The organism is Blastococcus sp. SYSU DS0617 (genome assembly GCF_054051075.1).
In genome coordinates, this window is record NZ_JBJHAO010000008.1 from 127,293 (window position 1) to 151,138 (window position 23,846).

At 74.0% G+C, this 23,846-nt stretch carries 30 protein-coding genes; 25 read left to right on the forward strand and 5 right to left on the reverse strand.

The features are described from left to right. Positions 1-164: 164 nt before the first annotated feature. From rpsP to ACI793_RS11215, 10 genes are all read left to right on the forward strand, one after another. Positions 165-680 carry a 30S ribosomal protein S16 gene (gene rpsP, locus ACI793_RS11170; RefSeq protein ID WP_456606444.1) on the forward strand — a complete coding sequence of 172 codons (516 nt, stop codon included), beginning with the start codon at positions 165-167 and terminating at the stop codon, positions 678-680. Between the two features lie 3 nt (positions 681-683). Continuing rightward, the gene (locus ACI793_RS11175) at positions 684-920 is read left to right on the forward strand and encodes an RNA-binding protein (RefSeq protein WP_091980387.1); all 237 of its coding nucleotides are present in this window, start codon (positions 684-686) and stop codon (positions 918-920) included. 10 nt (positions 921-930) lie between these two features. Continuing rightward, positions 931-1,479 carry a ribosome maturation factor RimM gene (gene rimM / locus ACI793_RS11180; protein ID WP_456606445.1) on the forward strand — a complete coding sequence of 183 codons (549 nt, stop codon included), beginning with the start codon at positions 931-933 and terminating at the stop codon, positions 1,477-1,479. Between the two features lie 74 nt (positions 1,480-1,553). Continuing rightward, positions 1,554-2,297 (forward strand): tRNA (guanosine(37)-N1)-methyltransferase TrmD, encoded by a 744-nt coding sequence (trmD, locus tag ACI793_RS11185; RefSeq protein ID WP_456606446.1) that lies wholly within the window; start codon positions 1,554-1,556, stop codon positions 2,295-2,297. A gap of 5 nt (positions 2,298-2,302) precedes the next feature. Next, positions 2,303-2,803, forward strand: a complete 501-nt coding sequence (locus ACI793_RS11190; protein ID WP_456606447.1) for an NUDIX hydrolase — start codon at positions 2,303-2,305, stop codon at positions 2,801-2,803. 151 nt (positions 2,804-2,954) lie between these two features. Then, the gene (gene rplS / locus ACI793_RS11195) at positions 2,955-3,311 is read left to right on the forward strand and encodes a 50S ribosomal protein L19 (RefSeq protein WP_456606448.1); all 357 of its coding nucleotides are present in this window, start codon (positions 2,955-2,957) and stop codon (positions 3,309-3,311) included. A gap of 76 nt (positions 3,312-3,387) precedes the next feature. Continuing rightward, positions 3,388-4,323 carry a signal peptidase I gene (lepB, locus tag ACI793_RS11200; protein WP_456606449.1) on the forward strand — a complete coding sequence of 312 codons (936 nt, stop codon included), beginning with the start codon at positions 3,388-3,390 and terminating at the stop codon, positions 4,321-4,323. A gap of 245 nt (positions 4,324-4,568) precedes the next feature. After that, positions 4,569-5,294 (forward strand): response regulator transcription factor, encoded by a 726-nt coding sequence (locus ACI793_RS11205; protein ID WP_311346017.1) that lies wholly within the window; start codon positions 4,569-4,571, stop codon positions 5,292-5,294. A 141-nt stretch (positions 5,295-5,435) separates the two neighbouring features. Continuing rightward, a complete protein-coding gene (locus tag ACI793_RS11210; RefSeq protein ID WP_456606450.1) occupies positions 5,436-6,230 on the forward strand; it encodes a ribonuclease HII in 795 nt (264 codons plus the stop codon). Then, positions 6,227-6,547 carry a DUF2469 domain-containing protein gene (locus ACI793_RS11215; protein ID WP_456606451.1) on the forward strand — a complete coding sequence of 107 codons (321 nt, stop codon included), beginning with the start codon at positions 6,227-6,229 and terminating at the stop codon, positions 6,545-6,547. Before ACI793_RS11210 ends, ACI793_RS11215 begins: the two co-directional genes overlap by 4 nt. A gap of 6 nt (positions 6,548-6,553) precedes the next feature. Here ACI793_RS11215 and ACI793_RS11220 read toward each other — a convergent pair whose 3' ends face one another. After that, positions 6,554-6,784, reverse strand: coding sequence for a hypothetical protein (locus tag ACI793_RS11220; protein WP_456606452.1), 231 nt, complete (start codon positions 6,782-6,784; stop codon positions 6,554-6,556). Between the two features lie 119 nt (positions 6,785-6,903). Here ACI793_RS11220 and ACI793_RS11225 point away from each other — a divergent pair, with 119 nt between their 5' ends. The 6 genes from ACI793_RS11225 (at position 6,904) to ACI793_RS11250 (ending at position 12,582) form a co-directional block, all read left to right on the forward strand. Continuing rightward, entirely contained in the window at positions 6,904-7,263 is a 360-nt protein-coding gene (locus tag ACI793_RS11225) for a YraN family protein (RefSeq protein WP_456606453.1), read from the forward strand. Next, positions 7,260-8,780 carry a YifB family Mg chelatase-like AAA ATPase gene (locus tag ACI793_RS11230; protein ID WP_456606454.1) on the forward strand — a complete coding sequence of 507 codons (1,521 nt, stop codon included), beginning with the start codon at positions 7,260-7,262 and terminating at the stop codon, positions 8,778-8,780. Before ACI793_RS11225 ends, ACI793_RS11230 begins: the two co-directional genes overlap by 4 nt. Beyond that, positions 8,777-10,039 carry a DNA-processing protein DprA gene (gene dprA, locus ACI793_RS11235; RefSeq protein ID WP_456606455.1) on the forward strand — a complete coding sequence of 421 codons (1,263 nt, stop codon included), beginning with the start codon at positions 8,777-8,779 and terminating at the stop codon, positions 10,037-10,039. The genes ACI793_RS11230 and dprA overlap by 4 nt, the downstream gene beginning before the upstream one ends. 31 nt (positions 10,040-10,070) lie before the next feature. Further along, positions 10,071-11,006 (forward strand): tyrosine recombinase XerC, encoded by a 936-nt coding sequence (locus ACI793_RS11240; RefSeq protein ID WP_456606456.1) that lies wholly within the window; start codon positions 10,071-10,073, stop codon positions 11,004-11,006. Between the two features lie 90 nt (positions 11,007-11,096). Then, positions 11,097-11,897, forward strand: a complete 801-nt coding sequence (gene whiG / locus ACI793_RS11245) for an RNA polymerase sigma factor WhiG (RefSeq protein WP_456606457.1) — start codon at positions 11,097-11,099, stop codon at positions 11,895-11,897. A 25-nt stretch (positions 11,898-11,922) separates the two neighbouring features. Continuing rightward, positions 11,923-12,582: an HAD family hydrolase gene (locus ACI793_RS11250; RefSeq protein WP_456606458.1), complete on the forward strand. Its 660-nt coding sequence runs from the start codon at positions 11,923-11,925 to the stop codon at positions 12,580-12,582. Between the two features lie 13 nt (positions 12,583-12,595). On the opposite strand, the gene ACI793_RS11255 is transcribed toward ACI793_RS11250, so the two are convergent. Continuing rightward, positions 12,596-13,126, reverse strand: coding sequence for a M23 family metallopeptidase (locus tag ACI793_RS11255; RefSeq protein WP_456606459.1), 531 nt, complete (start codon positions 13,124-13,126; stop codon positions 12,596-12,598). Between the two features lie 300 nt (positions 13,127-13,426). Here ACI793_RS11255 and rpsB point away from each other — a divergent pair, with 300 nt between their 5' ends. From rpsB to ACI793_RS11280, 5 genes are all read left to right on the forward strand, one after another. Then, a complete protein-coding gene (gene rpsB, locus ACI793_RS11260) occupies positions 13,427-14,359 on the forward strand; it encodes a 30S ribosomal protein S2 (RefSeq protein ID WP_456606460.1) in 933 nt (310 codons plus the stop codon). A gap of 96 nt (positions 14,360-14,455) precedes the next feature. Continuing rightward, positions 14,456-15,271, forward strand: coding sequence for a translation elongation factor Ts (tsf, locus tag ACI793_RS11265; RefSeq protein ID WP_456606461.1), 816 nt, complete (start codon positions 14,456-14,458; stop codon positions 15,269-15,271). Positions 15,272-15,370: 99 nt separating this feature from the next. Next, complete coding sequence (pyrH, locus tag ACI793_RS11270; protein WP_449495090.1) at positions 15,371-16,141, forward strand: UMP kinase; 771 nt, start codon at positions 15,371-15,373, stop codon at positions 16,139-16,141. Between the two features lie 73 nt (positions 16,142-16,214). Then, complete coding sequence (gene frr / locus ACI793_RS11275; protein ID WP_456606462.1) at positions 16,215-16,772, forward strand: ribosome recycling factor; 558 nt, start codon at positions 16,215-16,217, stop codon at positions 16,770-16,772. 161 nt (positions 16,773-16,933) lie between these two features. Then, positions 16,934-17,884 carry a phosphatidate cytidylyltransferase gene (locus ACI793_RS11280; RefSeq protein ID WP_456606463.1) on the forward strand — a complete coding sequence of 317 codons (951 nt, stop codon included), beginning with the start codon at positions 16,934-16,936 and terminating at the stop codon, positions 17,882-17,884. Between the two features lie 12 nt (positions 17,885-17,896). Here ACI793_RS11280 and ACI793_RS11285 read toward each other — a convergent pair whose 3' ends face one another. After that, positions 17,897-19,006: a GNAT family N-acetyltransferase gene (locus tag ACI793_RS11285; RefSeq protein ID WP_456606464.1), complete on the reverse strand. Its 1,110-nt coding sequence runs from the start codon at positions 19,004-19,006 to the stop codon at positions 17,897-17,899. A 17-nt stretch (positions 19,007-19,023) separates the two neighbouring features. On the opposite strand from ACI793_RS11285, the gene ACI793_RS11290 reads away from it, so the two are divergent. Then, the gene (locus ACI793_RS11290) at positions 19,024-20,010 is read left to right on the forward strand and encodes a DUF2332 domain-containing protein (protein WP_456606465.1); all 987 of its coding nucleotides are present in this window, start codon (positions 19,024-19,026) and stop codon (positions 20,008-20,010) included. After that, positions 20,007-20,657, forward strand: coding sequence for a TrmH family RNA methyltransferase (locus tag ACI793_RS11295; protein ID WP_456606466.1), 651 nt, complete (start codon positions 20,007-20,009; stop codon positions 20,655-20,657). The genes ACI793_RS11290 and ACI793_RS11295 overlap by 4 nt, the downstream gene beginning before the upstream one ends. Before the next feature lies 1 nt (position 20,658). Here ACI793_RS11295 and ACI793_RS11300 read toward each other — a convergent pair whose 3' ends face one another. Further along, entirely contained in the window at positions 20,659-21,423 is a 765-nt protein-coding gene (locus ACI793_RS11300; RefSeq protein ID WP_456606467.1) for a polyphosphate kinase 2 family protein, read from the reverse strand. Between the two features lie 90 nt (positions 21,424-21,513). Here ACI793_RS11300 and rlmN point away from each other — a divergent pair, with 90 nt between their 5' ends. Both rlmN and ACI793_RS11310 read left to right on the forward strand, forming a co-directional pair. Beyond that, a complete protein-coding gene (gene rlmN / locus ACI793_RS11305; RefSeq protein WP_456606468.1) occupies positions 21,514-22,692 on the forward strand; it encodes a 23S rRNA (adenine(2503)-C(2))-methyltransferase RlmN in 1,179 nt (392 codons plus the stop codon). Beyond that, positions 22,689-23,432: a VIT1/CCC1 transporter family protein gene (locus tag ACI793_RS11310; RefSeq protein WP_456606469.1), complete on the forward strand. Its 744-nt coding sequence runs from the start codon at positions 22,689-22,691 to the stop codon at positions 23,430-23,432. Before rlmN ends, ACI793_RS11310 begins: the two co-directional genes overlap by 4 nt. Before the next feature lie 59 nt (positions 23,433-23,491). Here ACI793_RS11310 and ACI793_RS11315 read toward each other — a convergent pair whose 3' ends face one another. Then, entirely contained in the window at positions 23,492-23,818 is a 327-nt protein-coding gene (locus ACI793_RS11315) for a DUF2631 domain-containing protein (RefSeq protein WP_456606470.1), read from the reverse strand. Positions 23,819-23,846: the final 28 nt, after the last annotated feature.

Here is a 23,846-nt window from a genome sequence, read left to right on the forward strand (position 1 = left end):
GCTGGCGACAGCGCCCCGTCCGCGATCTGGCACAATGGCGGGTCGAACACGGCGGTGGCGGCCCTCTCACCGTTTCCGGCCGTGTCCATCGCTCCGCCCCGGCGTACCCCCACGCGTTCGGCCGGCGAGCAACCACACAGCGTTCGAGGAGAACACCACACACCGTGGCCACCAAGATCAAGCTCATGCGCCTGGGCAAGATGCGCGCGCCGTACTACCGCATCGTCGTCGCCGACGCCCGCACCAAGCGTGACGGCCGCTCGATCGAGACGATCGGCAAGTACCACCCGAAGGAGGACCCCTCCTTCATCGAGGTCGACAGCGAGCGCGCGCAGTACTGGCTCGGTGTCGGCGCGCAGCCGACCGAGGCCGTCGCGGCCATCTTCCGGGTGACCGGCGACTGGCAGAAGTTCAAGGGCGAGGCCGCGCCGCCGCCCATGCGGGTCGCCGAGCCCAAGCCGGACAAGAAGGCCCTCTACGAGGCCGCCGTGCGCTCCGGCATGGACGAGCCGACCACCGACGCGACGACCGCCAAGAAGAAGGCCGCGCCGAAGAAGGCCGCTGCTGCCGACGAGGCACCCGCCGCCGAGGCTCCGGCCGTCGAGGCCGCCATCGCCGACGCCCCGGCTCCCGCGCCCGAGGGCGCGGACGCCGTCCCGGCCGAGAAGCCCGCCGAGTAAGACGTGCTCGAAGACGCGCTCGAGCACCTGGTCAAGGGCATCGTCGACCACCCGGAGGACGTGGCGGTCGACCTGCTCACCAACCGCCGCGGCAAGACCCTCGAGATCCGGGTGCACCCCGACGACCTCGGCAAGGTCATCGGCCGCGGCGGTCGTACCGCCAAGGCGCTGCGCCAGGTGATGACCGGTGTCGGTGGACGCGGCCTGCGGGTCGACGTCGTCGACACCGACGGGCGCTGAGCTCCACGCCTTGAGCGAACCGCACGACTCCCTCACGGACACCGTGGTGGTCGGCCGCATCGGCCGGCCCCACGGTGTCCGTGGGTTGGCGACCGTCGAGGTCCGCACCGACGACCCCGACGTCCGCTTCGCGCCGGGCGCCGTGCTGCGCACCGACCCCGCCGGGCGCGGCCCGCTGACCGTCGTCGACAAGCGCTGGCACAGCGGCACCCTGCTGCTCCAGCTGGCCGCCCCCTCCGGCGAGGTCTACGAGTCCCGCGAGGCCGTCGACTCGCTGCGCAACACCATGCTGCTGGTCCCGGTGGCGGAGCTGCCCGAGATCGAGGAGCCCGACTCCTACTACGACCACCAGCTGGTCGGCCTGAGCGCGCGGCTGCCCGACGAGTCGGTGATCGGTCAGGTCACCGCCGTCCGGCACGAGGCGCAGGACCTCCTCGTGGTGCGCCGGAGCGAGGGCGGTGAGGTGCTGATCCCGTTCGTCGCGGCGATCGTGCCGACGGTCGACGTGGCCGGCGGCTACCTCGCCGTCGACCCGCCCGAGGGGCTGCTGGACCTGTGAGCGAACAGGGGCGTGAGCATCGCAGCGAGGAACGAGCGAGGAGCGGAGCGGCCCGCGGAAGCGAACGGGAGGCGTTGAGCGGCGCCTTCCGCATCGACGTCCTCACCATCTTCCCCGAGTACCTGGCGCCGCTGCGCCAGTCGCTGCTGGGCAAGGCCGCCGAACGCGGCCTGGTCAGCATCGGGGTGCACGACCTGCGGCAGTGGACCGACGACGTGCACCGCACCGTCGACGACGCCCCGTACGGCGGCGGCCCCGGCATGGTGATGAAGCCGGAGCCGTGGGCCCTGGCCCTGGAAGCGGTGCGGCCTCGGGGCACCCGGCTGGTCGTCCCCACGCCGGCCGGTCGCCCCTTCACCCAGGCGCTCGCGGCCGAGTGGGCCGCGGAGCCCGGGCTGGTGTTCGCCTGCGGCCGGTACGAGGGCATCGACCAGCGGGTCGCCGACTGGGCCGCCGACGCCGGGCCGGTGTCCGAGGTCTCCATCGGCGACTACGTGCTGGCCGGCGGCGAGTCGGCCGTGCTGGTCATGGTGGAGGCGGTCACCCGGCTGCTCCCCGGCGTCGTGGGCAACCGCGAGTCCGTGGAGTTCGACTCGCACGCCGACGGCCTGCTCGAGGGGCCCTCCTACACCCGGCCGGCCACCTGGCGGGGGCGCGAGGTGCCGCCGGTGCTGCTGTCCGGGGACCACGCCGCGATCGACCGCTGGCGCCGCGCCGAATCCCTGCGGCGCACCGTGGAGCGCCGTCCCGACCTGCTGGCGGCGCTGCCCGACGGCGCGCTGGGCGACGCGGACCGCGCGGCGCTCGAGGGTCGCTGAGCGGCGTGCCCGGCAAGGCGCTGGTGCGGCCGTCGGCCCGCGTCGTCGTCCTCGACCCGGCCGGCCGGGTCCTGCTGCTGGGCGCCCGGCTGACCGCGCTCGACGTGCCGCCCGGCGACGTCCTGTTCTGGTACACCCCCGGCGGGGGCGTGGAGGCGGGGGAGTCGCTGCGCACCGCCGCGGTGCGGGAGCTCGCCGAGGAGATCGGCCTGGAGGTCGACCCGGCCGCGCTGGAGGGACCGGTGTGGTTCCGGCGCTTCGTGGGCCCCTTCGACGGCGTGGACTACGACAACCGCGAGACGTACTTCGTGCTCCGCGACGTCGTGCACGAGGTCGACGCGCGAGGCCGCACGGAGCTCGAGGTGCTGGGCGACGAGCCGCACCGCTGGTGGACGGCCGGCGAGATCGCGGCGAGCACCGAGGAGTTCGCCCCGCGCGAGCTGGCCGGGCTGCTCCCGGCGCTGCTGGCCGGTCGGTGGACCGGGGTGCCGCGCATCGTCACGTGAAGATGTGGCACAGTAGAGCACTGCTGCGCGCCGTCGGCTGGGTCGACGGGAGTTCCTCCGAGGAGCCCGCAGCTCCCGGGAACGGACAGCCGGGGCGCTCCGCTGTCCGCACCGCTGACTTCGCCACTGCCAGAACATGAGGACTGCCGAGATGAACACCCTGGACGCACTCGACGCCGCTTCGTTGCGCGACGACATCCCGACGTTCCGCCCGGGTGACACCGTCAAGGTGCACGTCCGCGTGGTCGAGGGCAACCGCTCCCGCATCCAGGTCTTCCAGGGTGTCGTCATCCGCCGCCAGGGCGGGGGCATCCGCGAGACCTTCACGGTCCGCAAGGTCAGCTTCGGCGTCGGCGTGGAGCGCACCTTCCCGGTGCACACCCCGGTCGTGGAGAAGATCGAGGTCCTGGTCCGCGGTGACGTCCGTCGCGCCAAGCTCTACTACCTGCGCGAGCTCCGCGGCAAGGCCGCCAAGATCAAGGAGAAGCGCGAGGCCGTCACGCGCTGACCCGCGCTGACATCCCGGGCGGTCGCTCCGCCCGTCTGCGTCTCCGGCGGGCCCTCCGCGCCGTACGCTGCTCGTGATGAGCAGTGAACGGCCCGGGGGGCCCGCCGACGTCGTCCCGGGGGAGCCCGACCCGCAGCGCGATGCCCGTACCGGCGCTGGGGAGGAGCAGGCGACCGAGTCGTCGGGCCGCGCGGCGCGCCGGAACCGCCGAGCCGACGCGAAGAAGGGTTCGCTGCTGCGCGAGCTGCCGGTGCTGCTCGTCGTGGCCTTCGTGCTCGCCCTGGTGGTGAAGACCTTCTTCGTGCAGGCGTTCTTCATCCCGTCGGGCTCGATGCAGCAGACGCTGATCGGCTGTCCCGGCTGCACCGGCGACCGGGTGCTGGTGAACAAGGTGCCGTACTGGTTCGGCGAGCCCGAACCCGGCGACGTCGTCGTGTTCGAGGGTCCGGACACGTGGAGCCCGGAGGTCTCGGTCGCCGAGCCGGCGAACTGGTTCACCGGCGCCATGCTGTGGCTCGGCCGCACCGTGGGCGTCGCCCCGCCGAGCGAGGACGACTACGTCAAGCGGGTGATCGCCGTCGGTGGCCAGACCGTGGAGTGCTGTGACGTCGAGGGCCGGGTGACCGTCGACGGTGAACCGCTCGACGAGCCCTACATCTTCGAGAACACCCCCATCGAGCTGCGCGGCTTCGGCCCGGTGACCGTGCCCGAGGGGCGGCTGTGGGTCATGGGCGACCATCGCTCGGCCTCGGCGGACTCCAAGGCGCACATGGACGACCGGTACTCCGGCACCATCGCGGTGGACGACGTCATCGGCAAGGCCGCGGTGATCGTCTGGCCGGTGAGCCGCTGGGGGCTGGTCGGCTCACCCGACATCCAGGACGTCGGAGCCGCGTCCGCGGGGGTCGAGGGCGGCGCGACGGGCGTGCAACCCGACCTGGTCGCCTCCTCCGCGCTGGGCCTGGCCGGTGCCGTGCCGATCGTGGCCTGGCGCCGGCACCGGCGCCGCTGACCCGTTTCCTCTCCATCGGAGGCGCACCGTGCCACGGTGCGCCTCCGATGTCGTTCGGCCATCGACATTCCGGAATGGGTCGCACGGTGACCGTCGGTGCATTGCTGTCGTTACGCGTGTGACGGGGCTCGCAAGAATGGGTGACATGAACACCAATCAGAAAAATGTCGCCGAAGTGTTCAAGTAATCGTTTCACCCGTCCGATGGAGGTTGTGCAAGCAATTCGGAGTGAAACGGAGTCTGTTGTGTCTGCACCTATGGCGAGCACCGCCCGCGGGGTCACCCGCGTGCTCCTCCTCGCCGACGCGCCCGTCCTGCGTCGTGGCCTGGTCAGCATGATCAACGAGACCGCGGGCATGCAGTCCGTCGGCACCCCCGGCGAGCTGCGCCGCGCGATGACGCTGGCCGAGACGGCCCGTCCCGACGCCGTCGTGGTGGAGCTGGGGTCCGGCCGCGCCGCCACCCTGAACGCCTGCCGCGACCTGCGCCGTCGCTTCCCCCGGGTCGCCATCGTCGCCCTGGCCACGTCCGAGGACCCGGCCGTCGTGAACGAGGCACTCGCCGCCGGTGTCGGTGGCTACCTCATGATCAACACGTCGCCGACCCTGCTGGGCTGGGCCATCCTGGCCGCCCGCGCCGGCCGGACCGTCGTCGACCCGCAGATCCGCCGGGTCGAGCCCTCCGCCACCCCCGCTGCCAAGCCCTTCACGCCCGAGGTGCCGCTGACCCGGCGCGAGCAGGACGTGCTGGACGAGCTGCTGCAGGGCCAGTCCAACCGGCAGATCGGCCGGAACCTGTTCATCAGCGAGGACACGGTCAAGAGCCACGTCAAGGCCATCCTGCGCAAGCTGGGTGCCCGCGACCGTGCGCACGCCGTCTCGCTGGTGCTGTCCTCGCGCAACCCGGTGTGCAGCTGCGGCGCCCACGGCGCCGTGCGCGCCGAGGAGCCCGAGGTTCCCGTCGAGCTGTGACGTCCCGGGGCGTTCCCGCCCCCTCCGAGTGTTCCTCCGCGCGCAGGGCCGGCCCTTCCCAGGGCCGGCCCTGCGTGTTTCGTGCGCCTGCCGGTGTCCGGTCCCCGGAGGCATTCCCCGGCGTCGTAGGGTCGGTGCCCGATGGCTGCTCGACCCGTTCACTCCTCCGCCGCACCGGTGCTCCGCGGGCGCCGGCCGGTCGTCGGCGAGGAACGCCCCGACGCGCTCTGGGACATGGAGCGCTCGCTGCGCCGCCGCGGGTTCTCGGCCGTGGCCGGTGCCGACGAGGCCGGCCGCGGCGCGTGCGCCGGGCCGCTGGTCGCCGCCGCCTGCGTGCTGCCCGCAGGCAAGCGGGGGCGGGTGCCCGGGCTCGCCGACTCCAAGCTGCTCACCGCCGCCGCCCGCGAGCGCGTCCACGCCGAGATCATCGACCGGGCCGTGTCCTGGTCGGTCGTGCAGATCCCGGTGGAGGAGCTCGACGCCCGCGGCATGCACGTCACCAACCTCGAAGCCCTGCGCCGGGCGGTCTGCACCCTGGACCCCGAACCGGACTACGTGCTCACCGACGGCTTCCCGGTCCCGGGCCTCGCCCGGCCCGGCCTCGCCGTGTGGAAGGGCGACCGGGTGGCGGCGTGCGTCGCCGCGGCGTCGGTGCTGGCGAAGGTGGCCCGGGACCGCGTGATGGTGGAGCTGCACGAGCGGTGGCCGGAGTACGACTTCGCCGGCCACAAGGGCTACATCACCGACGTGCACACCGCGGCCCTGGAGCGGCACGGGCCCAGTCCTGCGCACCGGATGCGCTTCGTCAACGTGGCCCGGGCGCGGGACGCGCACGCCGGGCGGGTCCACCGGCTGCCGGGCGGCGGCGGCATGCACGATGATGGGCCCATGCGCCCTGTGTCCTGCGAGCCAGCGACGAGCACCGAGGACCGATGAGCACCGAGGATCTCGAGAAGTACGAGACCGAGATGGAGCTGCAGCTCTATCGCGAGTACAAGGACATCGTCCGCCAGTTCACCTACGTGGTGGAGACCGAGCGGCGGTTCTACCTGGCCAACTCCGTGGACCTCCAGGTCCGCGAGGCCGGGGGAGAGGTCTACTTCGAGCTGAAGCTCTCCGACGCCTGGGTGTGGGACATGTACCGGCCGGCCCGGTTCGTCCGCAACGTCCGGGTGCTGACGTTCAAGGACGTCAACGTCGAGGAGCTCGACAAGCCCGACCTCGAGCTGCCGGACACCCCGCCCCGCGCCTGACCCGCGCTACTGGTCGAGGGCCTGCACGCGTTCCAGGTTGGTGACGTCGAAGACCTCGGCGGCCGAGACGACGACGACCTTGCCCCCGGCGAGCGGCTTCATGGTGAGCCAGCCGGCGGGGGAGAAGCGCACGAGGGCGTCGATCGGCGGCCGGTTGGAGACGACGGCGGTGCGCAGCCGGACGCTGGCCTGGTAGGTGTCCCGGTCGTTGATCTGCACGACCGTCTCGACGTACATGCGCCGAACGGTAGCCCGGTCGGGCAGGCCCGCCCGGTAGCCCGTCCACAGCGCCGGTCGGCGTCCACAGTCGAGGCCGGCCTCTGGGCGGGCGCGGGGCTGCGGACGACGGTGGGGCCGTGCCCACCACCCTGGAACTCGGCGGTCGCGGTGAGCGCATCGCCGCGGCCTACCTGACCGACGTCGGCCTCCGGCTGCTCGACCACAACTGGCGTTGCCGCGACGGCGAGCTCGACATCGTCGCCCGCGAGGGCGCAGCCATCGTCTTCTGCGAGGTGAAGACCCGGCGGGGCGTCGGCTTCGGCCATCCCGTCGAGGCGGTGACCCCGGCCAAGCAGCGCCGGCTCCGGCTCCTCGCGCAGCGCTGGCTGGCCGCCCACGACGAGCACGCGCCGGATCTGCGGTTCGACGTCGTCGGTGTGCTCGTGCGCCCGGGCGAGCCGGCCCGGGTGACGCACCTGCGGGCGGCGTTCACATGACGCTGGCCCGCACCTGGTCGGTGGGCCTGCCCGGTGTGCACGGGGCCCTCGTCGAGGTCGAGGTGGACATGGCGGCCGGGGTGCCGGGCGTGGTGCTCGTCGGGTTGCCGGACGCCGTGGTGCGCCAGTCGGTGGACCGGGTCCGGGCCGCGGTGGTCAACGCGGGCGGTGAGTTCCCGCTGCGCCGCATCACCATCGGGCTCTCGCCGGCGTCGATGCCCAAGCAGGGGAGTGGCTTCGACCTCGCGCTGGCCGCCGCCGTCCTGGCGGCCGCCGGTGCGGTGCCGGCGCAGTCGGTCGAGCGGCTCGTGCTCCTCGGCGAGCTCGGCCTGGACGGGTCGGTGCGCGCGATCCGCGGCGTGCTGCCCGCCGTGCTCGCCGCGGCACGGGCCGGGCACCCCCAGGTGGTCGTGCCCACCGCCAACGCCGACGAGGCGGCACTCGTCGAGGGCGTGGAGGTGCTCGCGGTCGGCTCGCTCGCCGAGCTGGTCGGCCACCTGGCCGGCCGCACGCGTCTGGAACCGCACGCCCGAGGAGCGCGGCCCCAGCCGGTCGGCGGCCCCGACCTGCGCGACGTCGTCGGGCAGTCCACCGGGCGCCGGGCGGTGGAGGTGGCGGCGGCCGGCGGACACCACCTGTTCCTCGCCGGGCCGCCGGGCGCGGGCAAGACCATGCTCGCCGAGCGTTTGCCCGGGCTCCTGCCCTCGCTGGACGAGGAGGGGGCGCTGGAGGTCACCGCGGTCCACTCGATCGCCGGCAGCCTCCCGGCCGGGGCGCCCCTGCTCACCCGGCCGCCGTTCGAGGCGCCGCACCACTCGGCCACCATGGCGGCGCTGATCGGCGGTGGCTCGGGTCAGATCCGCCCGGGCGCGCTGTGCCGGGCGCACCGTGGCGTGCTGTTCATGGACGAGGCCCCGGAGTTCCCGCGGGCGGTGCTCGACACCCTGCGGCAGCCCTTGGAGCGCGGTCAGGTCACCATCCACCGGGCCGCGGGCTCGGCCACCTTCCCGTGCCGGGCCCTGCTGGTCCTGGCCGCCAACCCGTGTCCCTGTGCCAGTGCGGCCGGCGACACGGCATGCACCTGCTCTCCGGTCGAGCGGCGCCGGTACCGGTCGCGGTTGTCCGGCCCGCTGCTCGACCGCATCGACCTGCGCGTGGAGCTGCCGCCGGTCGCGCGGGCGGCCTGGCTCGACGGGCTGGGGGATCCGGAGTCCACGGAGGTCGTCGCCTGCCGCGTGCGGCAGGCGCGGGCGGTGGCCGCGGAGCGACTGGCCGGCACCGGGCTGACGCTCAACAGCCAGGTGCCCGGCCGGCTGCTGCGGGAGCGCTTCGCCCCGCCCCGGGCGTCGCTGGCGCTGGCGGAACGGGCGCTGGAGCGGGGCGCGCTGTCGGTCCGTGGCTTCGACCGCGTGCAGCGGGTGGCCTGGACCCTGGCCGACCTGGCGGGCCGCACCGTGCCGGGTGCCGACGACGTGGCCGAGGCGCTCGGCATGCGGCTGCAGCGGGCCGCGGCATGACCACGCTGGACGAGGACCTCGAGGATGCGGCCGCGGCGGGAGGCGACCCCCGGCACCCGGGCGTGCGCCGGGCGCGGGCCTGGCTCAGCCGCGCGGTCGAGCCGGGCACCGTCGACCTGTGGCGCTACGTCGACCACCTCGGTCCGGTGCAGGCGGTGCAGCGGCTGCGCAGCGGAGCCGCCCCGGACTCACTGGGCTCGCTGGTCGGCGCGCGCGCCGGGCAGGACGCGACCCTGGCCGACCTGCAGCGGGCCGAGCGGTGCGGTGCGCGTCTGGTGACCCCCGAGGACGACGAGTGGCCGTTCCTGCCACTGCGCGCGCTCATGCTGGCGGTCGCCGGCGAACCGACCGATCGGCGCGACCAGTCCGACCGGACGAAGGCACCGGTGCCGCCGCTGGCGCTGTGGGTCCGCGGACCGGGCCGGCTCGACGAGATGGCCGACCGCTCGGTGGCCGTCGTCGGGTCGCGGGCCTCGACCGCTTACGGGGAGCACGTCGCCGCCGAGCTGGGGCACCAGCTGGGGGAGCGGGGCTGGGCCGTCGTCTCGGGCGGCGCCTTCGGCATCGACGCCGCCGCGCACCGCGGTGCGCTGGCCGCCGAGGCGCCGACGATCGCGGTCCTGTCCTGCGGGGTCGACCGCCCCTACCCGGCCGCGCACGGCGCGCTCTTCCACCGCATCGCCGAGACCGGCCTGTTGCTGAGCGAGTGGCCGCCGGGCTCCGCGCCGCTGCGGCACCGCTTCCTCGTCCGCAACCGGCTGATCGCCGCCCTGACCCGCGGCACCGTCGTCGTCGAGGCGGCGGCGCGCTCGGGGGCGCTGGCCACGGCACGCCGGGCTCAGGACCTCGGCCGCTCGGTGCTCGTCGTCCCCGGCCCCGTGACGTCGGCCATGAGCGTCGGTTGCCACGAGTTGCTCCGCGACGAGCACCTGGGCGCCCGGCTGGTCACCTCGGCCGCGCACGTCATCGAGGCCGTGGGTGACATCGGCTCCGACCTGGCTGATCCCGTGCCACGGCCGGCATCCGTGCGTGACGGGCTCTCCGACGTCGCCGCCCGGATCCTCGACGCCTGCCCGGTGCGGGTGGGCGTGAGCCCCGAGCGGCTGGCCGCCGTCGCCGGCTGTGACGTCCTCGAGGTGCTGCGCGTCCTGCCGGCCCTCGAACTGGCCGACCTCGTGCAGTGGACCGGCACCGGCTGGCGCGTCGCGCCCCCGCCCGAGGCGACACGCGGCAGGGGCCGGCCCGGCGCGGCGCCTTGACCGGTCGCGTGCGCCGACGGACGGTTCCCGCATGGCGACGGGGACGGCAGAGGCGCGCGCCGCCCTGCCCCCTGCCCTGGCCGAGGTGCTGGCCGGCTACGAGGACCACCTCCGGGGCCAGCGGGACCTGTCCGAGCACACCGTCCGCGGCTACGTCACCGACGTCGTCGGCCTGCTGGACCACCTGGCGCGACGCGGCGGCGAGCAGCCGCACCACCTCGACCTGCCCGTGCTGCGCAGCTGGCTCGCCCAGGGGCGCACGAAGGGGCACAGCCGGGCCACCACCGCCCGCCACGCCGCGGCTGCGCGGTCGTTCACCCGCTGGCTGCGCCGGGCCGAGCTCACCACCGAGGACGTCGGCCTCCGGCTGGTCAGCCCGAAGGCGCACCGCACCCTGCCCGACGTGCTGGCTCCCGACCAGGCCCGGGCGGTCGTCGAATCGGCCGCCGGGGCGGAGGAGCCGGTGGGGCTGCGGGACGCGGTCGTACTCGAGCTCCTGTACGCCAGCGGGATCCGGGTCAGCGAGCTCGTCGGCCTGGACGTCGACGACGTCGACCGCGGGCGCCGGGTGCTGCGGGTCCTGGGCAAGGGGCGCAAGGAGCGCACCGTGCCCTACGGACTCCCGGCAGAGGCGGCGATCGACGCCTGGCTGACCCGGGGCCGGCCGGCGCTTGCGGTCGCCGGGTCCGGCCCGGCCCTGCTGCTGGGCGTGCGCGGGCGGCGGCTGGACGCGCGCGAGGCGCGCCGCGTCGTGCACGCGGCCGTCGGAGCCGCACCCGGGGCTCCCGACATCGGCCCGCACGGCCTGCGGCACTCCGCGGCGACCCACGTGCTCGAGGGCGGCGCGGACCTCCGGTCCGTTCAGGAACTGCTCGGCCACGCTAGCCTCGCGACGACGCAGATCTACACGCACGTGACCGTCGAGCGGCTCCGCGCCGTCCACACCCAAGCTCATCCCCGGGCCTGAGCAGCGGCTTGATGGAGACGGAACAGGCGGCAGCCACCATGAGCCGGAACCACGGGGCGCGAGCCCGCAGCGCGAGCGAGGAGGGCCACCGTGCCTGAGGCAACGATCTCCCGGATCGACGAGGCGGCCGAGGACGCCGACGCCTTCGTGGCGCAGCTGTGGGCGCAGTACGTGGCCGACCGCGACCCGGGCCTGCGCGATCGGCTGATCCTGCACTACGCACCGCTGGTCAAGTACGTTGCCGGCCGGGTGGGCAGCGGTCTGCCCAGCCACGTCGAGCAGGCCGACCTGGTCTCCTACGGCACGTTCGGCCTCATCGACGCCATCACTCGCTACGAGCCGACCCGTGAGGTCAAGTTCGAGAGCTACGCGATGGCCCGCATCCGCGGCGCAATCATCGACGAGCTCCGCAACACCGACTGGATTCCGCGGTCGGTGCGCATGAAGGCCCGTCAGTTCGAGCGCACCGTCGCCGAGCTCGAGGCCCGGCTGCACCGCACGCCGACCGACGACGAGGTCGCCGACGCCATGGACATGGACGTCGAGGAGATCCGCAAGTTCCTCGGCCAGCTGTCCCTGGTCAACGTCGTCGCCCTCGACGAGCTGCTCACCGACGACGACGGCGGCTCGCCTCGCCTCGGTGACACCCTCCAGGACACCCGCGCGCTCGACCCGCAGGCGATGGCCGAGAACGGCGAGGCCCGCCAGCTGCTGGCCCGTGCTGTGGAGCAGCTCCCCGAGCGGGAGAAGGTCGTGGTCTCCCTCTACTACTTCGAGGGCCTCACCCTCGCCGACATCGGCCGCGTCCTGGGCGTCACCGAGAGCCGCATCTGCCAGCTGCACACCAAGGCGGTGCTCCACCTGCGCACCAAGCTCGCCGATATCGCCTGACGTTCGCGACTGGATCCGGCGCTCCGTGACGAAGGCCGTGCTCTTCGACTGGCGCGGAACCCTGGTCACCACGCTGAGCGAGCGCGAGTGGGTCGAGCAGGCGCTGCCCGTGCTCGGCCGTGACTGCTCGCCGGGCGCCGTCGACGGCATCCTCACGGCCATCGCCGAGGCGAACGGTGCCGAGGACCGGCTGGACGGTCCCGGCGTGGACAGCGACGCGGCGCTGCACCGGCGCACCTACCTCGAGGTCTTCGCCGACGCGGGACTCGACGCGGAGCTGGCAGAGGCGCTCTACGCGGTCGAGTCGGACCCCGGCCGCAACCGCTTCGCCGTCGACGTGGAGGAGACGTTCCAGGCCCTGCGCGGGCGAGGCGTCCTCATCGCGGTGGTCAGCGACATCCACGTCGACCTGCGGCCCGCCTTCGCCGCGGCCGGCCTCGGTGGTCTGGTCGACGTCTTCACGCTGTCCTTCGAGCAGGGCGTGCAGAAGCCCGATCCCCTGATGTTCAGCCGGACGCTCGACGCGCTCCAGGTGGCCCCGCCCGACGCGCTCATGGTCGGCGACCGGTCACGCCCCGACGGTGCGGCCGTGGAGTCGGGGATCCCCACGCTGCTCGTGCCCCCGCTGCGCGACGTCGCCGACCGCCGGCTGGACAAGGTCCTCCGGCTCTGCGGTGGCCGATAGCCGCAGGCCGCTCTCACGAGTCGCGCAGCGGCAGCAGCCGGACCCGCACCGCCAGGAGCCGGAGCGGGTCCAGGTAGCTCTCCCCGCGGCGCAGCCCCCAGTGCAGGCACGCACCGGCCGGACAGCCGACGTGCCCCGGCAGCAGCGCACCGATGGGGGAGCCCCGCGCCACCCGCTGTCCGGCGCCGACGGCGGGGTCGACGGGCTCGTACGTCGTCCGCAGGCCGCCGGCGTGGTCGATGCTGACCACCGGCCGGCCCGCCACCATGCCGGCGAACACCACGACGCCGTCGCCGGCGGCCAGGACCGGGCTCCCGGGCGGCCCCGCCAGGTCGGCGCCCCGGTGACCGGGACCGTAGGCATGCGCCGGGGGATCGAAGGGCCGGGTCACGGTCAGGGGCCCGGGCAGCGGCACGATCCAGCCGGCGGCCGCCGCCGACGGGGTGGTCGGCGCCGGGGAGCCCCCCGGATCCGCCGTCGAGGGGGCGGGCGCCAGGACCGCGACGACGAGCGTGGCGAACACGGCGGCCAGGGCGGATCGCATGCGCCCAGGCTGGCCGCCCGAGGTCCTGCGGGGGGCCGCCTCCGGAGCGCCTGTGGACGGCCCGGGCAGCCCGGGAGGAGCGCCTCCGCGGTCGCGTATGCTGTCCGGTGCGACCCGTCCGACGGGTCGACTTCGCGTGTCCTCATCCCGCCGAAACGGCGGGGCGCTCGCCTCCTCGGTCCCGGCCCGCAACGGCCGGGGGAGTGGTGACGCAGGACGCCAGGGCGAGCACCACCCGGTGCCCGCGACAACCGGAACTCGCGCGGCCCTCGGCCGCGCGCGCAGAGCAGAGGGGCTGCAATGGCAGTCGTCAGCATGAAGCAGCTGCTCGACAGCGGCGTCCACTTCGGGCACCAGACCCGTCGCTGGAACCCGAAGATGAAGCGCTTCATCTTCACCGAGCGCAACGGCATCTACATCATCGACCTCCAGCAGACGCTGGGGTACATCGACAACGCCTACGAGTTCGTCAAGCAGACGGTCGCCCACGGCGGCTCGATCCTGTTCGTCGGCACCAAGCGCCAGGCGCAGGAGGTCGTCGCCGAGCAGGCCACGCGCGTGGGCATGCCCTACGTCAACCAGCGCTGGCTCGGCGGCATGCTCACCAACTTCCAGACGGTCTTCAAGCGCCTCGAGCGCCTCAAGGAGATCGAGGACATGGAGCAGACCGGCGTCCTGGTCAGCCTGTCCAAGAAGGAGCAGCTGGTCCTCAGCCGCGAGAAGGCGAAGCTGGACCGCTCCCTCGGCGGTATCCGCGACATGAAGAAGGTGCCCAGCGCCATCTGGATCGTGGACACCAAGAAGGAGCACATCGCCGTCGGCGAGGCGCGCAAGCTGAACATCCCGGTCGTCGCGATCCTGGACACCAACTGCGACCCCGACGAGGTCGACTACAAGATCCCGGGCAACGACGACGCGATCCGCAGCATCGCCGTGCTGACCCGCGTCGTGGCCGACGCCGTCGCCGAGGGCCTCATGGCCCGCTCGGCCGCGCAGGCCAACGCCGGCCGCGAGGACGGCGCCGAGCCGGTCATCGGTGGCGACCAGCCGCTGGCCGACTGGGAGCGCGAGCTGCTGACCGGTGGTGACGCCGCGGCCGCCCCGGCCGACGACGCCACCGCCACCCCGCTGCCGGAGACCCCGGCCGAGCCGCCCACGGTCACCGCGAACGAGGTCGCCCCGGTCGAGGACGTCCCCGCCACCACCGGTGGCAAGGAGCCCAACGCCGTCTGACGGTCCGGCGCCGTCCCCCTGCTGACACCGGCAGAGGGGCGGCGCCGCCGCCTGTCCGCTCCCACAGCACCACCCACAGACCACAGAGGAAGTGACATGGCCGAGTTCACCGCAGCCGACGTCAAGCGTCTGCGCGACGCCACCGGCGCCGGCATGATGGACTGCAAGAAGGCTCTGACCGAGGCCGACGGCGACTACGAGAAGGCCGTCGAGCTCCTGCGCGTCAAGGGCGCCAAGGACGTCGGCAAGCGCCTCGAGCGCTCCACGACCAACGGCATCGTCGTCAGCAAGGACGGCGCGCTGCTCGAGCTCGACTGCGAGACCGACTTCGTCGCCAAGAACGCCGACTTCATCGCCCTCGCCGACCGCCTGCTCGAGATCGGCCTGGAGAAGAAGGCCGCCGACGCCGAGGCCCTGCTGGCCTCCGACGTCGACGGCCAGACCGTCGCCGCGCTCGTCGAGGGCGAGTCCGCCCGCATCGGCGAGAAGCTGGTGCTGAGCCGCTTCGCCATCTTCGAGGGCGCAGTCGCCACCTACCTGCACAAGCGGGCCACCGACCTGCCCCCGGCCATCGGTGTCGCCGTGCAGTACAGCGGTGGCAGCGAGGACGCGGCCCGCAGCCTGGCGATGCACATCGCCGCCGCGCGCCCGCGCTACCTCACCCGCGAGGAGGTCCCGGCCGAGGCGGTCGAGACCGAGCGTCGCGTCGCCGAGCAGACGGCCAAGGAGGAGGGCAAGCCCGAGCAGGCGATCACCAAGATCGTCGAGGGTCGGGTCAACGCCTACTACAAGGACTTCGTCCTGCTCGAGCAGCCGTCGATCACCGAGCCCAAGCGCACGGTGAAGCAGATCGTCGACGAGGCCGGCATGACCGTGGAGCGCTTCGCGCGCTTCGAGGTCGGCCAGGCCTGACCCACGTGCACCGTCGTTCGGCCCCGCTCCTCTCCAGGAGCGGGGCCGAACGTCTGTGCGGCAGGATCAACCAACTGATGTCGAACGAGGGATGACGCGTTGACCGAGACGACCGCACCGCTGTCCGCGCCGACCGCGTTCCAGCCCGCCGACGGCGGCGGCTACAAGCGGGTGCTGCTCAAGCTGTCGGGCGAGGCGTTCGGCGGCGGGAAGGTCGGCATCGACTCCGGCATCGTCCACAGCATCGCCCAGCAGCTCGCCGACGTCGTGGCCGGCGGCACCCAGGTCGCCGTCGTCGTCGGAGGCGGCAACTTCTTCCGCGGCGCCGAGCTGGCCCAGGCCGGCATGGACCGCCGGCACGCCGACTACATGGGCATGCTGGGCACGGTCATGAACGCGCTGGCCCTGCAGGCGTTCTGCGAGCAGGTGGGGCTGGAGACCCGGGTGCAGACGGCGATCACCATGGGCCAGGTCGCCGAGCCCTACATCCCGCGCAAGGCGGTGCGGCACCTGGAGAAGGGCCGGCTGGTCATCTTCGGCGCCGGCGCGGGCATGCCGTACTTCTCGACCGACACCGTCGCCGCCCAGCGCGCGATGGAGATCGGCTGCCAGGTGCTGCTGATGGCCAAGAACGGCGTCGACGGGGTCTACGACGACGACCCGCGGCACAACCCGGACGCCACCCTCTACCGCGACCTGGACTACGCCACCGTCCTGGCCGACGAGCTCAAGGTCGCGGATGCCACGGCCATCAGCTTGTCCATGGAGAACCGGATGCCCATCGTGGTGTTCAACCTGCTGCGCGACGGCAACATCGCCCGGGCGACCGCAGGTGAGAGGATCGGCACGCTGATCAGCCAGCCGGCCTGACGCCGGCACACCGGTCAGCGCACAGACGAGGACGACGGTGGCCGCGCTCCGGCCGCCGCAGGAGGGACAACCCGTGATCGACGACACCCTGCTCGATGCCGAGGAGCGGATGGACAAGGCTCTGTCGGTCGCCCGCGAGGACCTCGGGTCCGTCCGCACCGGCCGGGCCGCGCCCTCCATGTTCAGCAAGATCATGGTCGACTACTACGGCGCCTACACCCCGGTGCCGCAGATGGCCTCCATCACCGTGCCCGAGGCGCGGATGGCGGTCATCAAGCCCTACGACATGAGTCAGCTGGCGCCCATCGAGAAGGCGATCCGCGACAGCGACCTCGGCGTCAACCCGACCAACGACGGCCAGATCCTGCGGGTGGTCTTCCCCCAGCTGACCGAGGAGCGCCGCCGCGACCTGGTCAAGCAGGCGCGGGCCAAGGGCGAGGACGCCAAGGTGGCGATCCGCAACATCCGCCGTCGCGCCAAGGACGAGCTCGACCGCATCGCCAAGGACGGCGAGGCCGGCGAGGACGACGTCCGTCGTGCCGAGAAGGAGCTCGACCACCTCACCGAGCAGCACGTGGCGCACGTCGACGAGGCCATGAAGAACAAGGAGACCGAGCTGCTCGAGGTCTGACCTCCGACGACGGCTCCGAGCCCATGACGTCTCCCTCCGCCGATCGCCCGGGCTCCCTGCGCCCGGGCTCGTCGCCCGTCCCGCCCAGCGGCCCCGGCCCCGCGGCCGGGAGGTCGCCCGGCGACACCGGGCCGGTCTCCCGCTCGCGGGCGGTCCCGCCGTTGCCGCCGCTGCCGGCCCGGCCGCCGGTGAGCGTCCCCGACGAGACGGTGGAGGCCCCCGCGGTGGTGCCGACCGGCCCGGAGGAGGCGGCGGACGTGCCCCCCGGCGAGCTCCCGGAGACCGAGAAGCCGGTGACGGGCCACGGCCGGGCGGGCCGCAACCTGAGGGCCGCGATCGGCGTGGGCGTCGGCCTGGTCGCCCTCATCATCGGCTCGCTGGTGGTCTGGCGCGAGGCCTTCGTCGGGCTGGTGGTCGTGGCCATCCTGGTGGGCGTCGTCGAGCTCACCCGCGCCCTGCGCGCCGGACGGTTCCGCGCGCCCCTGATCCCCCTGCTGGTGGGCGCGGTGGCGATGCTGGTGCTGGCCTGGAGCCGCGGCCCCACCGGTCTGGTCACCGGGTTCCTGGCCACGGTCCTGGCGGTCCTGCTCTGGCGGCTCGGGGACGGCCCGGCCGGATACCTGCGCGACGCGGCGGCCGGCGTCCTCGTCGCGCTGTACGTCCCCCTGCTGGCCGGGTTCGCCGTCCTGCTGGCCGTGCCCGACGACGGCGTGGCCCGGGTGCTCGCCTTCATCGCCACGGTGGTCTGCAGCGACGTCGGCGGTTACGTCGCCGGCGTGCTCTTCGGCCGGCACCCGATGGCTCCCTCCATCAGCCCGAAGAAGTCGTGGGAGGGCATGGCCGGCTCGGTGCTGGCCTGCGTGGCCGTCGGCGTCGCGCTGTTCACCCTCACCTTCCACGAGCCCTGGTGGGGCGGCGCCCTGTTCGGGGTCGCGATCGCCCTGTCGGCCACGATCGGCGACCTCGGCGAGTCGATGATCAAGCGGAGCCTCGGCATCAAGGACATGGGCAACCTGCTCCCCGGCCACGGTGGCCTCATGGACCGCCTGGACTCGCTGCTGCCGTCGGCCGCGGTGGCCTACCTGCTGCTCTCGCTGTTCGCGCCGGTCTGAGCCCGCCGAGGCCTACGCGGGACGGCTGACCGACCAGGTGCGGCCGACCTCGGCGAACCCGCGCCGGGCGTACCAGTGCCGCGGCCAGTCGCCGGCATCCGCCTCGAGCACCACGAGGTCGCAGCCGGCCGCGGCGGCCAGCTCCAGCGCCCGGGCCACCAGGGCGTCGCCGTGACCGAGTCCGCGGTGCCCGGGCTCGGTCATCACCGAGTCCACCGCGGCGGTGGCGCCGTCCACGCGGAGCTGCGCGGCGGCGACCACCTGGCCGGCCTCCCGGACCACCAGGTCGGTCACCGCGACCACGCGGTCGTTGAGCCGTTCGCGCGCGATCAGTTGCGCCACCGCGGCGTCCAGGCGGTCGATCCCGGCCAGGTCACGCCGCCAGGAGCGTTCCCAGAGCTGGTGCACCTCGGTCTGCGCGACCACCTCGACCCGGCCGGTCGCCGCCGTCGGCGGGGCGGCGGGGGAGCGGGCCATGAGCACGAGCTCCTCGGCCTCCCAGCCCTGCCGCGCCAGGTCCGCCGCGACCGGGCCGGCCTCCGGCCAGGCCAGCAGCACCGCACGGTGCGGCCAGCCGGCGTTGCCGCCGACCTCCTCGGCGGCCGCGGCCACGGCCGCCGCGTCGACGGGCGCGGTGAGCAGCAGCCGGTTGTTGTCGCGCGACGCGGGCACGTCGGGGTCGAGCACCGCCACGCCGCCGGGGACGTCGCCGACGCCGACGGCCCGGCGGACCGGCACCGACGTGTAGTGGGCCACCGCCCGGGCGAGCGCGTCGTCGGGGGAGGGGAGGACCGGGGGCACCGGCGGCCGGTAGGGGACGACGGCGACGACCGAGCTCGCCGGCAGCGGGCCGTAGAGGTGGGGGAAGAGCATGCCGGCGGGGTCCTCGGGCCGGCCGGGCTCGAGCCGGACCGGGTCGGGCAGGCGCACGGGATCCACGACCAGGAGCACCAGGTCGCGCCGGCCGGGGAAGAGGGCCCGCGCGGGCAGGTGCACCTGGTCCGGCGTCGAGAGGTGCACGAAGCCGACCGCCTCGAGCGACGGCGGCCGCACCGCGCCGTCGGTCAGCGCGGCCCGCCAGGCGGCCGGCTCGATCAGGTGCACGTAGACGTCGGCAGCCACCCTGCGATCCTGCCCCGGTGGCAGACCAGGAGAACGCCCGGATCGCTCGCCGGTACCGCGGGTTCGTGGCCGAGGCCGCACCCACCTCGCCGCTGTACGCGCGGCTGGCAGGGGAGGTCGCGGACTCGGACGACGTCCTGTCCTTCCTGGCCGCCCTGCCCCCGGGCAAGGAGCAGCCCAACCTGCTGTTCGCCTCCCTCCAGCTCCTGCACGGCGCACCCGCCGACGGCGCGGAGCTGCGCCGGGTCGTCGCGACGGACGGAGACCGGCTGCGCGAGACGATGCTCGCCCGCGCGACCCAGACCAACGAGCCGGCCCGTTGCGGGGCGCTGCTGCCGGTGCTCGCGCTGCTGGACGGCCCGCTGGCGCTCGTCGAGGTCGGCGCCTCGGCCGGGTTGTGCCTCTACGCCGACCGGTACTCCTACGAGTATGACGGAGTGCCCGTGGGACCGGACAGCCCGGTGCACCTGTCGGTCTCCACATCGGGCGGAGTGCCCGTGCCAGGGGAGGTGCCGGCCGTGGTGGCCCGCATCGGCGTCGATCTGAACCCGCTCGACCCGGCCGATCCCGACGTCCGCGCCTGGTTGCGCGCGCTCGTCTGGCCCGGCCCGGCCGCCGAGGAGCGGCCCCGCCGGATCGACGCCGCGGCCGAGGTCGCGCGGACCGAGCCCGCGACGATGCTGACCGGCGACCTCCTGGACCGGCTCCCCGACGCCCTGGAGCTGGCACCGGAGGGATGCACCGTCGTCGTGCTGCACACCGCCGTGCTGCCGTACCTACCGGATGCGGCGCGTGCCGCGTTCGTGGCCCGGATGGACGAGCTCCCGGTCCGCTGGCTGGCGCAGGAGGCGCCCGGGCTGGTCCCGGGAACCGAGGCGCTGCAGGGGGACCCGCGGCGCCCGGAACTCGTCGTCTCCCTCGACGGGCGACCGCTGGCCCGGTCGGCGCCGCACGGTGGGTGGCTGGAGTGGCTCCCAGACGGGCTGGGAGCATCCCGCGAGTGAGCGACGAGGAGCCGGCCGGACCCACCGACTGGGGGACGACGGTCGGCGTCGGCCCGTGGGAGGGCGCCTGGCCCGAGGACCCGCGCTACGACACGGAGCTCCTGGCCTCCGGCGACCGCCGCAACGTCGTGGACGCGTACCGCTACTGGACCGTCGAGGCGATCGTCGCCGACCTGGACCGGCGGCGGCACGGCTTCTCGGTCGCGATCGAGAACTTCGGCCACGACCTGAACATCGGCACGGTGGTGCGCACCGCCAACGCCTTCCTGGCCGCGGAGGTGCACATCGTGGGACGGCGCCGCTGGAACCGCAGGGGTGCCATGGTCACCGACCGGTACCAGCACCTGCGCCACCACCCGGACGTCGGCGCGCTGCTCGCCTTCGCGGCGGCCGACGGGCTGGCCGTGGTCGCCGTCGACAACTCACCGGGCGCCGTGCCGATCGAGACCGCCCGGCTGCCCCGGCGCTGCGTGCTCCTCTTCGGGCAGGAGGGCCCCGGCCTCAGCGCGGAGGCGCGGACCGGTGCCGATCTGACGGTGTCGATCGCCCAGTTCGGCTCGACCCGGTCGATCAACGTGGGCGTGGCCGCCGGCATCGCGATGCACACCTGGGTCCGCCAGCACGCCGTCCCCGGACCGGGCCGCTAGCTCACGCCCGCTGAGGGTCGGGGTCGATGCCGCGGGCGCGGAGCGCGGCCTCCACCGCGTCGCAGACGGTGCGCACGACGGCGACCCGGGCCCACCGCTTGTCCTCGCCGGCGATGACGTGCCACGGCGCGACGGGGATGTCGGTGCGCTCGAGCATCTCCTCGACGGCGGCTTCGTAGGCCGCTCGCTTGTCGCGGTTGCGCCAGTCCTCCTCGGTGAGCTTCCAGGCCTTGTGCGGGTCGGCCTGCCGGGCCTCGAAGCGCCGCAGCTGCTCCTCGGCGGACAGGTGCATCCAGAACTTGACGACGATCGCCCCCTCGGCGGCCAGCGTGGTCTCCAGGTCGACGATCTCCTGGTACGCCCGTCGCCACTCCGCCTCCTCGGCGAAGCCCTCCACCCGTTCGACCAGCACCCGGCCGTACCAGGAGCGGTCGAGCACGGTCATCCCGCCCCAGCCGGGCAGCACCGGCCAGAACCGCCACAGGAAGTGGTGCCGCTTCTCGTCGGGGGTGGGCGCGGCGAACTGCGCCACCCGCGAGTGCCGGGGGTCGAGGGGGTGGACCAGTCGCTTGATCGCGCCGCCCTTGCCGGAGGCGTCCCAGCCCTCGAACAGCACCAGCAGCGGGGGGCCGAGGGTCCCGTCCCCGATCTGCCCGCCGAGGAGCAGCCGGAGATGGGTGAGGCGGTGCTGGACGCGGGCCAGCTCCTTCTTCCCCTCCTTCTTGTCCAGGGTGGCGGTCAGGTCGACGTCCGCGAGCCGGCTCATGGACCAGACCCTGCCAGGGATCGGCCGGCGGGGTGAGTTCGGTCTCCGGATCGGGTCGCGGGCACGGGGGAGTGGGACGATGGGTGAGCCATGACTGCCCTGCCCCTCGTCTTCGACGCCCCCCGCCGCGGCAAGCCGCCGCGCCACCTCGCCGATCTCACCCGCGAGGAGGCACGGGCGGCGGTCGCCGAGCTGGGTCAGCCGGCCTTCCGCGCCGACCAGCTGGCCCGGCACTACTACCGCGGCGTCACCGATCCCGAGCAGATGACCGATCTGCCCGCCGACGCCCGCGAGGCACTCACCGAGGCGCTGCTCCCGGGTCTGCTCACCGTCGTCCGGCACCAGACCGCCGACGACGGGCGCACGCGCAAGACGCTGTGGCGGCTGCACGACGGCGCCCTCGTGGAGAGCGTGCTGATGCGCTACCCCGAGCGCGCCACCGTCTGCATCTCCAGCCAGGCCGGCTGCGGCATGGCCTGCCCGTTCTGCGCCACCGGCCAGCAGGGGCTCACCCGCAACCTCTCCGCCGGCGAGATCATCGGCCAGGCGGTCGCGGCCGCCGCGGCCATGGCGAACGGCGAGCTCGACGGCGGCCCCGGGCGGCTGTCCAACGTGGTCTTCATGGGGATGGGTGAGCCGCTGGCGAACTACCCCCGGGTGCGCAAGACCCTCGACGCGCTGCTCGCGACCGCCCCGCACGGGCTCGGCCTGTCCCAGCGCTCGGTCACCGTCTCCACCGTGGGCCTGGTGCCGGCGATCCGGCGGCTGACCGAGGAGGGCCGCAACGTCACCCTCGCGGTCAGCCTGCACGCCCCCGACGACGAGCTGCGCGACACCCTGGTGCCGATCAACACCCGCTGGAAGGTCGGCGAGGTCATCGACGCCGCCGACGCCTACGCGCGGAAGACCGGCCGCCGCTACTCCATCGAGTACGCCCTCATCCGCGACGTGAACGACCAGCCTTTCCGGGCCGACCTCCTCGGCCGGCTCCTGGCCGGAAAGCTGGCCCACGTCAACCTGATCCCGCTCAACCCCACGCCGGGGAGCAAGTGGGACGCCAGCCCGCTGCCGGCCCAGCGCGAGTTCGTCGCCCGGCTCCGTGCCGCGGGCGTGGCGACGACGGTGCGCGACACCCGCGGTCAGGACATCGACGGCGCGTGCGGTCAGCTCGCCGCGGCCGACTCCGTGGACCTCGGCGTCCCGAGCGTCGCCGTGCCCACCCCGTCGGTGGAGCCGCCGGTCGAGCTGGGTGCCGAGGCCGACGGGTGAGCACCGCGGGCGGCGGGCCCGCCCCCGTGCCCGGGCCGGTCGAGACCACCGGGATCGACCACGAGCACACCGACGTGTCCGGCGGCTGGTTGCGCGCCGCCGTCTTCGGGGCCATGGACGGGCTGGTCACCAACACCGCCCTGGTCGCCGGTGTCGGTGGCGGCGGTGCGGCTCCGCGCGCGATCGTGCTCGCCGGCGTGGCCAGCCTGGTCGCCGGCGCGATCTCCATGGCCCTGGGCGAGTACACGTCGGTGAAGACGCAGAACGAGCAGCTGGAGCTCGAGGTCGACAAGGAGCGCCGGGAGCTGGCCGGCAACCCCGCCGGCGAGCTGGACGAGCTGGTCGGCATGCTGCGGGACCGGGGCGTCGACGACCGGCTGGCCCGCACGGTCGCCGTCCAGCTGTCCCGCGACCCGGAGGCGGCGCTGCGGCTGCACGTGGTGGCCGAGCTCGGCCTCGATCCGGAGGACCGGCCCTCGCCCGTGGTGGCGGCCGTGTCGTCCTTCGTGACCTTCGGCGTCGGCGCGCTGATCCCGCTGCTGCCGTTCCTGGCCGGCGTCACGGTGCTGTGGCCGGCGCTGGTGGCCGGCGGGATCGGCCTGCTCGTCGCCGGGGCGCTGTCGTCCTGGTTCACCCCGCGGCCCTGGTGGTACGGCGGGGGACGCCAGCTGCTGTTCGGCGCGGCGGCCGCCGGCCTCACCTACCTCGTCGGCGCGGCGATCGGCGTCAGCGTCACCTGAGGCCGGATGCACGGAGGCCGGTCCCCGACGGGAACCGGCCTCCAGGATGCCTCAGCGCGTCAGCGGCTGCGCCAGGCGTTCTTCCGACGGAAGATGTCCCACACCAGGATGCCGGCCAGCAGCAGGGCGGTGCCGAGGACCCACAGGTCCTCGACGCGGCCCTCGTGGTTGCCCCAGATGTAGGCCAGCACGATGAACACCGTGACCCAGGCGGCGCGACGGCCCCACCGGCCGGTCTCGCCGTGCCAGCCCCAGTCGGCCGGCTCCTCGTGCTGCACCGGGTGCTCACCGGCGCGGACCACGCCTTCTTCGCGTCCGGGCTGGTTCACCCGCTCGGTGGCGGGGTTGTCCTGCGCGACCCGGCTGCGGTGGAGTGCCTCGCTCACGATTCGTCCTCGCTAGCGCTCGTCGGCC

Bases quoted from the DNA above. Each gene is read 5' to 3' on its own strand.
- rplS (WP_456606448.1), top strand. From the start codon at position 2,955: ATGAACACCCTGGACGCACTCGACGCCGCTTCGTTGCGCGACGACATC.
- lepB (WP_456606449.1), top strand. From the start codon at position 3,388: ATGAGCAGTGAACGGCCCGGGGGGCCCGCCGACGTCGTCCCGGGGGAG.
- ACI793_RS11210 (WP_456606450.1), top strand. From the start codon at position 5,436: ATGGCTGCTCGACCCGTTCACTCCTCCGCCGCACCGGTGCTCCGCGGG.
- ACI793_RS11215 (WP_456606451.1), top strand. From the start codon at position 6,227: ATGAGCACCGAGGATCTCGAGAAGTACGAGACCGAGATGGAGCTGCAG.
- ACI793_RS11220 (WP_456606452.1), bottom strand. From the start codon at position 6,784: ATGTACGTCGAGACGGTCGTGCAGATCAACGACCGGGACACCTACCAG.
- ACI793_RS11230 (WP_456606454.1), top strand. From the start codon at position 7,260: ATGACGCTGGCCCGCACCTGGTCGGTGGGCCTGCCCGGTGTGCACGGG.
- dprA (WP_456606455.1), top strand. From the start codon at position 8,777: ATGACCACGCTGGACGAGGACCTCGAGGATGCGGCCGCGGCGGGAGGC.
- ACI793_RS11240 (WP_456606456.1), top strand. From the start codon at position 10,071: ATGGCGACGGGGACGGCAGAGGCGCGCGCCGCCCTGCCCCCTGCCCTG.
- ACI793_RS11255 (WP_456606459.1), bottom strand. From the start codon at position 13,126: ATGCGATCCGCCCTGGCCGCCGTGTTCGCCACGCTCGTCGTCGCGGTC.
- rpsB (WP_456606460.1), top strand. From the start codon at position 13,427: ATGGCAGTCGTCAGCATGAAGCAGCTGCTCGACAGCGGCGTCCACTTC.
- tsf (WP_456606461.1), top strand. From the start codon at position 14,456: ATGGCCGAGTTCACCGCAGCCGACGTCAAGCGTCTGCGCGACGCCACC.
- ACI793_RS11300 (WP_456606467.1), bottom strand. From the start codon at position 21,423: ATGAGCCGGCTCGCGGACGTCGACCTGACCGCCACCCTGGACAAGAAG.
- rlmN (WP_456606468.1), top strand. From the start codon at position 21,514: ATGACTGCCCTGCCCCTCGTCTTCGACGCCCCCCGCCGCGGCAAGCCG.